At 58.2% G+C, this 6,598-nt stretch carries 7 protein-coding genes and 1 pseudogene; 6 read left to right on the top strand and 2 right to left on the bottom strand.

Annotated features, from left to right (window positions below; all coding sequences use genetic code 11):
* Together HGP12_RS27105 and HGP12_RS27100 are read left to right on the top strand one after the other, a co-directional pair.
* Nucleotides 1-225 (top strand): annotated as a pseudogene (locus HGP12_RS27105) (IS5/IS1182 family transposase); the annotation flags it as partial.
* A gap of 111 nt (nt 226-336) precedes the next feature.
* Nucleotides 337-510 carry a hypothetical protein gene (locus HGP12_RS27100; protein WP_168844164.1) on the top strand — a complete coding sequence of 58 codons (174 nt, stop codon included), beginning with the start codon at nt 337-339 and terminating at the stop codon, nt 508-510.
* Between the two features lie 1,009 nt (nt 511-1,519).
* On the opposite strand, the gene HGP12_RS27085 is transcribed toward HGP12_RS27100, so the two are convergent.
* Nucleotides 1,520-2,506 carry an IS5 family transposase gene (locus tag HGP12_RS27085; protein ID WP_168879752.1) on the bottom strand — a complete coding sequence of 329 codons (987 nt, stop codon included), beginning with the start codon at nt 2,504-2,506 and terminating at the stop codon, nt 1,520-1,522.
* 241 nt (nt 2,507-2,747) lie between these two features.
* Here HGP12_RS27085 and HGP12_RS27080 point away from each other — a divergent pair, with 241 nt between their 5' ends.
* Nucleotides 2,748-3,386 carry a hypothetical protein gene (locus HGP12_RS27080; RefSeq protein WP_168879765.1) on the top strand — a complete coding sequence of 213 codons (639 nt, stop codon included), beginning with the start codon at nt 2,748-2,750 and terminating at the stop codon, nt 3,384-3,386.
* A 233-nt stretch (nt 3,387-3,619) separates the two neighbouring features.
* Here the strand turns inward: HGP12_RS27080 and cynR are convergent, their stop codons facing one another.
* Entirely contained in the window at nt 3,620-4,516 is an 897-nt protein-coding gene (cynR, locus tag HGP12_RS27075) for a transcriptional regulator CynR (protein ID WP_168879751.1), read from the bottom strand.
* Between the two features lie 111 nt (nt 4,517-4,627).
* On the opposite strand from cynR, the gene HGP12_RS27070 reads away from it, so the two are divergent.
* The 3 genes from HGP12_RS27070 (at nt 4,628) to HGP12_RS27060 (ending at nt 6,360) form a co-directional block, all read left to right on the top strand.
* Nucleotides 4,628-5,287, top strand: a complete 660-nt coding sequence (locus HGP12_RS27070) for a carbonic anhydrase (RefSeq protein ID WP_168879750.1) — start codon at nt 4,628-4,630, stop codon at nt 5,285-5,287.
* 31 nt (nt 5,288-5,318) lie between these two features.
* Nucleotides 5,319-5,789: a cyanase gene (cynS, locus tag HGP12_RS27065; RefSeq protein WP_168879749.1), complete on the top strand. Its 471-nt coding sequence runs from the start codon at nt 5,319-5,321 to the stop codon at nt 5,787-5,789.
* A 106-nt stretch (nt 5,790-5,895) separates the two neighbouring features.
* Nucleotides 5,896-6,360 carry a DUF1348 family protein gene (locus tag HGP12_RS27060; protein WP_168844159.1) on the top strand — a complete coding sequence of 155 codons (465 nt, stop codon included), beginning with the start codon at nt 5,896-5,898 and terminating at the stop codon, nt 6,358-6,360.
* Nucleotides 6,361-6,598 lie beyond the last annotated feature (238 nt).

Genomic DNA, 6,598 nt, shown 5'->3' with positions numbered 1-6,598 from the left:
CGCAATGCCATCGCTGATAAAGGCGCTGTGGCGGTGATCCCCAACAATCCTTCCCGCGCCCAAAAATACCCGCTGGACAAGCATCTCTACGCCCAGCGCCACCTGATCGAGTGCTGCTTCTCGAGACTCAAGCAGTTCCGCAGGGTCGCTACGCGCTTCGAAAAAACCGCCGAAAACTACCTCGCAGTCGTCACTATCGCAGCAATCGTCCTATCGATCAGATAACTGTCCACTCTTCCTAGGCTTCGATTGGCGAGAGGGTCAACATGACAGCAGATAAGTTCACGACAAACATGCGTTTATTGCACCCTGGCGCAAATGCGTGAGGAACTGAGAATGGATCCCGGCGGTTGGCAAAATATCAAACTGGGTGATTTTTTAGAGGCAATGTCGGCGTGGGCAACCGACTGGCAGATGCCTGCTGACACCAACCAACACGACGGCAATCTCACGCGAGCTGGTTCCGCTTGCCGCAAGCCGCAGCATTTGTCGCAAATGTCTCATGGTTAGCCTTCTCTTTGCCGGCATCAAAATCCCCTCGTTCATCGCAAGGTATTTGATGCCAAAGTTGCTGACCCAGGGAGTGATCTTCAGTGCCGAAAGCCGGCCGGTCTTTGATCGGAACGGTGGCCGGTCTTTGATCGGATTGGCGGCCGGCTTCACGTCGGAATCCGCAGCGCGGTAGATCATTACAGGCTCCTGATTGTATTTCAGGAGCAAATAGAGGCCAGACAATGCGTATGCAAGGTTGAAATAAGGCGAACGTTCGACACTTGAAAACTACGGCCGACCGGGCTATTTTACTGGAGTGAGAGACAGACAGCGCTAACTGCCTGCCTCCCAATTTACTGCTTAGCTTACGAGATTAACCCGGACGGTCACTGACCAGCTCGTCCGGGTTTTTCGTATCTGCAGCGTGATCCTGATGGGTATGAACCACATCATTCTCACCTCCTAAGTTCGAGGGCGAGGCACTCGCCAATGCCGATGTTGCCCATCATCATCGGCGCGCCTGCTGGTCTCCGCGCATACTGCTTTCGCTCTCGAATCTCTGTTTCATATCAGTCCTCCTCGGATTCGTCTCCATCGAAGAAGCCTTCGTCCTCCTCGGCGAGACCTTACGGATGGATGATGGCGACGAGCGTGTCGAAGCCCCGGGAGTGGGCTTCGTCAACGACCTCCCAGGTGTCATTGTCGGGGTCGGCAATTCTCTTACTCAAGGAGTGCAAATTCCGAGGTAATCCGCCCCCTGATTCCGAAATGATGCCGCCCCCTTTGGAAGGCATCCGGCGTGGGTGTGCTGCCGGTGTGAAGTTTCTTCCTTCGACTGTGACGAGGAAGGAACGGGATGCCTGCGGAGAGACTGGAGATGCGGCGTGTCCGCGAGATATTGAGATATCGCTTCGAGCAAGGACTTGGGCACAAGTCGATTGCGGTGCGGGTTGGGGCTGCGCCCTCGACGGTGGACGTTGGTGCAGGGATCGGGATTTGAGCGGATGCCGGTCTCTGATGGTGTTATCTACGCGGTCGCTTGATTGCGCCGGACGGATTTCGGGCGTGCACAGTCAAGCAGGCGGTTGAGGACGACGCAGCCAAGGGCGACCTCCGTCTGCTGAGCGAGGAAGGACCGAGCCCGCAAGCGCCGCCCGATGATGGACTTGTATCGCCCGATCGCGGTCTCGACCAACGCGCGTTTGCCGTAGCCGGTGGAAGCCTGCCATTTCATCCGCCCGTCTCTGCTGATTGCTGCGATGTGCCGATCCCTTTGGAAGGAAGGCTCCTCGCCGGTCCATTCGATCGCGTTGGCGCGCGGCGGAATGACGACTGCGGCTTCTGGGCTGTGATTGATGACAGCGTCATAAATAGGCGCTCCGTCATAGGCGCCGTCGGCGATGAACTGTCCGATCGGACGATCGATCTGGTCGAGCAATGGCCCCAACTGCGAGGCGTCGCCAATGTCCTGATCAGTCATTGTGTGGGCGATGATCTCGCCATTACCTGCATCCAGAGCCAGGTGCAGCTTGCGCCAACTGCGACGGGATCCGGTGCCATGCTTCTCCTCCGGCCACTGACCTGCGCCGTAGACCTGAAGGCCGGTGCTATCGACAAGTATATGCACAGCTTCGTCCGAAACTTGACGGGTATGTCGCTCAATCCGAGCCGGCCATGTCCGCGCTCTTCGGCTCATCGTGGTATGATCGGGAACGGCGAGTTTCAGCCCCATCAATGACAGCACCGATTCCACCAAGCCTTCTGTCTGGCGTAGCCGCAGTCCGAATACCAGGCCAACCGTCAAGGCCGTCTCGATCGCCAAGTCGGAATAGCGGGGCTGGCCACCTCTGGTCTTTCGTCTTGGCGCCTGCCACGACGAAAGGGCTTCCGGCGTAAGCCATAAGGTCAAACTACCACGTCGACGAAGTCCAACCTCATACTCCTGCCAGTTCGTCACCTTGAACTTCATCTTACCGATGCGATGACGGCGGGATGCATTATGTTTGAAAGGCATGACTGCGACAAACCGATTATTAAGCTTCTCGTGCGCCTACGCCAATCCGATTAACGATCCGCGCACCAACGCTGGTCGCGGTCGTACGTGGCTCTAAGGGAGTCCAGTTCCTTCTCAATAGCGTTTTAGACGTCGACCTGTTTCGCGTCATTGACTACGGGGTTTCTCTCGCTGCGAGAACGTGGGAAAATCAATCCAAGTTCCGTTGACGCGCGGCTCCTTCGACACCATCTGCTGCGACATGCCCAAGACGAAGACGAAAAAGAAGGAAAGCGACGATCCCGAACTGATCAGGGAGTGGCCGCTTCCCGTGGTTGCGACCCTCGGATCCGGTGTCAGAGTGAAGGGAATCCTGCAGGAAATCCGCTCCCGGCTACCATCTCCGGTCCGGAAGTCGCTGGATATGCAGGCAGGCGGGCTCATCCTCGTCATGCCAGAGACTTCGAAGACGGCATTCAGAGCAGCGGCATTGGCCGTTTCCAGTGCGCTCGACGACATCGCAGACCTTCCGATCATTCCTCGTGAGATCGAGGATATTCTGACGATCACCGCATCAGAGCGGAAGCGCTGGCTTGAAGACGGTCGCCTGCCCAGCGCCGGAACGCGAACGGTTCGGCTGCAAGGGCGCGCAAGGAGAATTACCTTTCACGTATTCGACCCCCGAGTTGTTGAGGATCTGCTCGATCGCGGCGCCGTGGACGAATGGAGGGAGGAAGACGCTGCGGCGAAAGCGGAAAATCGCAGGAGGGCCGCGTATCAGGCGAAGCTGACGCGTTCGCTGAAGAAAAAGGAAAAAGCCGAACAAACTGAACGTGCGGAGGAAGCCGCGACCACGTTAAGTGGATGGGACGAGTTCGGGCGCGACGGCCTCCTTCGGTAGGATTGACGTCTCTCTCCGGATTGCCGCGGCACGCCACCGATCAGCGCAGTCTTGCCAACAAAGTCATATTGGGATCCGATACGGCAGCTAGAGACGCATCACTTACGTCCGATAGCTTGGGGTTCTCTTGGTCGACGATGGCCCGGTGGGATCCGCTGCGATCTGCGTTCGCGCGGCTGCGGCACTGGCTTTGGCCTGTAGTGGCCGTGGCTTTCCAATTCCGCATAAATCGATCAAATCAGTGATCCGCCGAATTCAGTAGCTACCTCCTTCGCAAGCTCGATAAAGACCCGCGCCGCCGCGCTTCTGTATGCATCTTTACGCTGCATCAGAACGGCGGTGCGCTGCAAGCGCACCGGATCGAGGGTAATTGCTTTCAGATCCTGATGTGCGAACGCGATTGTTGCAGGCAGGAGTGTCGACAGCCGCGTCCTACGGACAATTTCGATCACCGCGCTGATGGAGTTGGCCTCTATCTGTACTTTCGGGCGAATATCGTGCTGCCGACAGAATCGGTCAATCTGATCGCGAGTGGCGAACTCAGCGCTCAGCAGCACCAATGACTCGGCGCTCAGGGTCTCAAGCCCGATCGACGTTTCACTCGCCAGGGCATGATCCGTACTGACGACCAGAGCGAGGGTCTCCACCAGTAGATGATCGAGATCGAGGTCGGGTGTCAGGGTGGCGGAGAACGCGATCCCGACATCGATCTCATCGGACAGGAGCAGGTCCTCCATATGCTCCTGGGAAATCTCCCGCACGTTGAGGGAGATATTCGGGTAGCGACTGTGGAACGCCTCGACGAGAGGGCCGACCAGATATGTCGTGAACGTTGGCGTCACTGCAACGCGCAACGCCCCACGGCTGAGATCGCTCACGTCGTGGATAGCGCGCTTGGCTTCCCGAAACTCCTGCGAAGCGCGGCGCACATATTGCAGATAGACCTCTCCGGAATCCGTCAACCGCGTTGTGCGCCCTGAACGGTCGAACAACTGCACGCCGAGGCTTTCCTCCATCAACCTGACTTGCTGCGAAAGCGCCGGCTGGGAGACGTGCAGGGCGTCTGAGGCCCGTGTGAAGCTCTGATGCTCCGCCACTGCGAGAAAATAACGAACCTGTCGGGCGAGCATGGTCGAACCTATAAGATTATCTAATCCACCTCATAATAAACGAGACTTTTACATTATGCCACGCCTTCCGTAGCCTTCATCTCAACAGATCGAGAAACGGATATTGCAGCGATGAAAGACATTATTGACGGCTTTCTGAAGTTCCAGAGGGAGGTCTTTCCTGAGCGGGTTAAGCTGTTCAAGGGCTTGGCAAATCAGCAGAGCCCGCGCGCCCTGTTCATTTCCTGCTCGGACAGCCGCCTGGTGCCTGAGCTGGTTACCCAGCGCGAGCCGGGCGACCTCTTCGTCATTCGAAACGCTGGCAACATCGTTCCCTCCTACGGCCCAGAGCCGGGCGGCGTTTCTGCTTCGGTGGAGTACGCTGTCGCGGCATTACAGGTCTCGGACATCGTGATTTGTGGCCACTCCGACTGCGGCGCGATGACCGCCATCGCGACGTGCAAGTGCCTGGATCACATGCCCGCCGTCGGCAGCTGGTTGCGTTACGCAGACTCTGCCCGTGTCGTGAACGAAGCCCGCCAGCACAAGGATGAGTCCGCCAAGGTCGCAGCCATGGTGCGCGAAAACGTCATCGCACAGCTCGCTAATATCCAGACCCACCCATCGGTGCGGCTGGCCCTTGAAGAGGGGCGCGTCGCGCTGCATGGCTGGATTTACGACATCGCGAGCGGCTTTATCGAAGCTTTCGATGGCAGCAGGGGCGCCTTCGTTTCCCTTGCGGACAATCCCGACGTCCAGGCCATCAAATATCTAGCCAGGCGAGTTGCCTGAACCCCAAATCCCAACCACGGAGAGAATACCAATGCTACAGTCCCAAGCCACACAGACCACTCGCCAGGACCTTACGGAAGTCATCCTCGCATCAAAGCTCAAGAAAGACCTGACCTACGCCCAGATCACTGAGGGCACCGGTCTGTCGGAGGCCTTCGTCACCGCCGCCCTGCTCGGCCAGCATCCGCTTCCGGCGGACGCCGCCAAAGCCGTGGGCAAGAAAATCGACCTTGACGACGACGCCATCGCCCTGCTGCAGACAGTTCCGGTCCGCGGCAGCATCGGGAACGGTGTACCAACCGATCCGACCATCTACCGTTTTTACGAGATCGTGCAGGTCTATGGGACGACGCTGAAAGCTCTGGTCCACGAAAAATTCGGCGATGGCATCATCAGCGCCATCAACTTCAAGTTGGACATCAAGAAGGTTGAAGATCAGGAAGGCGGCTCGCGCGCCGTGATCACGCTGGATGGCAAGTACCTTCCGACCAAGCCGTTTTGACCACGCTGTTCGTATGCAACGCCGCACTTTCATTACCGCGATCCCCGCTGTGGCCCTTGCGGGCTCCGCGCTTGCCGCAACCGTTCAAATCACGAAAGGAAACATCATGACACGTCCCCCACTCCCCCCGTTCACCCGAGAAACTGCCATCGAAAAGGTTCGCCTGGCCGAAGATGGTTGGAACACGCGCGATGCGGCGAAGGTCGCTCTGGCCTATACACTCGATACACGCTGGCGTAACCGGGTCGAATTCGCGACCAATCGAGAAGAGGCCCGGGCTTTCCTGACGCGCAAGTGGAACAAAGAACACGAATACCGGCTCATCAAGGAGCTGTGGGCCTTTACGGACAACCGCATCGCGGTGCGTTATGCCTATGAATACCGTGACGACGGTGGGCAATGGTTCCGCGCTTACGGGAATGAGAACTGGCTCTTCGCCGAGGATGGACTGATGTCACATCGGCACGCCAGCATCAACGAGATGCCAATCGCTGAAGCGGATCGCAAATACCACTGGCCCCTTGGCCGCCGTCCGGATGACCATCCGTCGCTGAGTGACCTGGGCCTCTGAGCGACGCACCACTTCTCGTCGATCGCGCCAGTGCTCCGCTCGCACTGGCGCGGTTTGCTATCATGATGGGACCTTGACGTTCCCCAAGGCGCACGCCCCACACAGGTTCGCGATCCGTTACTGTGCGGCAAACCAGCCTCGCAACGACGCTCGTAGTTGATATTTCTCAGGCAGCAGTCTCGGCATGCGTCGACGGCTGCGCGGCGGCAACAATGTGTCGGCGGCCGTGACTGGCCGG

Source organism: Rhizobium sp. P28RR-XV (assembly GCF_012641385.1).
Classification (GTDB): Bacteria; Pseudomonadota; Alphaproteobacteria; order Rhizobiales; family Rhizobiaceae; genus Rhizobium.
This window is presented reverse-complemented; position numbering and strand designations above follow the sequence as displayed.

Excerpts from the sequence above, each read along its gene's own strand:
- HGP12_RS27060 (WP_168844159.1), top strand. The coding sequence starts at position 5,896 with ATGACACGTCCCCCACTCCCCCCGTTCACCCGAGAAACTGCCATCGAA.
- HGP12_RS27100 (WP_168844164.1), top strand. The coding sequence starts at position 337 with ATGGATCCCGGCGGTTGGCAAAATATCAAACTGGGTGATTTTTTAGAG.
- HGP12_RS27080 (WP_168879765.1), top strand. The coding sequence starts at position 2,748 with ATGCCCAAGACGAAGACGAAAAAGAAGGAAAGCGACGATCCCGAACTG.
- HGP12_RS27070 (WP_168879750.1), top strand. The coding sequence starts at position 4,628 with ATGAAAGACATTATTGACGGCTTTCTGAAGTTCCAGAGGGAGGTCTTT.
- HGP12_RS27085 (WP_168879752.1), bottom strand. The coding sequence starts at position 2,506 with ATGCCTTTCAAACATAATGCATCCCGCCGTCATCGCATCGGTAAGATG.
- cynR (WP_168879751.1), bottom strand. The coding sequence starts at position 4,516 with ATGCTCGCCCGACAGGTTCGTTATTTTCTCGCAGTGGCGGAGCATCAG.
- cynS (WP_168879749.1), top strand. The coding sequence starts at position 5,319 with ATGCTACAGTCCCAAGCCACACAGACCACTCGCCAGGACCTTACGGAA.